General features: G+C 54.9%; 1 protein-coding gene. It reads right to left on the reverse strand.

All coding sequences use genetic code 11. The features are described from left to right. Positions 1-255 (reverse strand): hypothetical protein (locus H8L32_RS27455; protein ID WP_186951032.1); only part of this gene is annotated, 255 nt, incomplete at both ends.

Raw genomic sequence — 255 nt, forward strand, 5'->3', positions numbered from 1 at the left:
TGATGAAGCCGCCAACTTTGCCTGCACCTGCTGCTGTACCGATGGTGACGGTGCCTGTGTGGGCTGCTACGCTACCCAGGGCAACGGTGTTGTTTTCTGAATCAGCATCAACGATGGTGACGTTTTCAGCGGCGCCTGTGGTCAGGGTGACGTTGAAACGTGGATCCGTATTCAAACCTTCAGCGATGGTCAGGGCAACGGTGTCACTTGTACCTGTGTCAACAGCCAGACGGGCATTGACGATGTTTTGGGTGA

Origin of the sequence: Undibacterium hunanense (assembly GCF_014284335.1) — a bacterium.
GTDB classification, from domain to species: domain Bacteria; phylum Pseudomonadota; class Gammaproteobacteria; order Burkholderiales; family Burkholderiaceae_D; genus Undibacterium; species Undibacterium hunanense.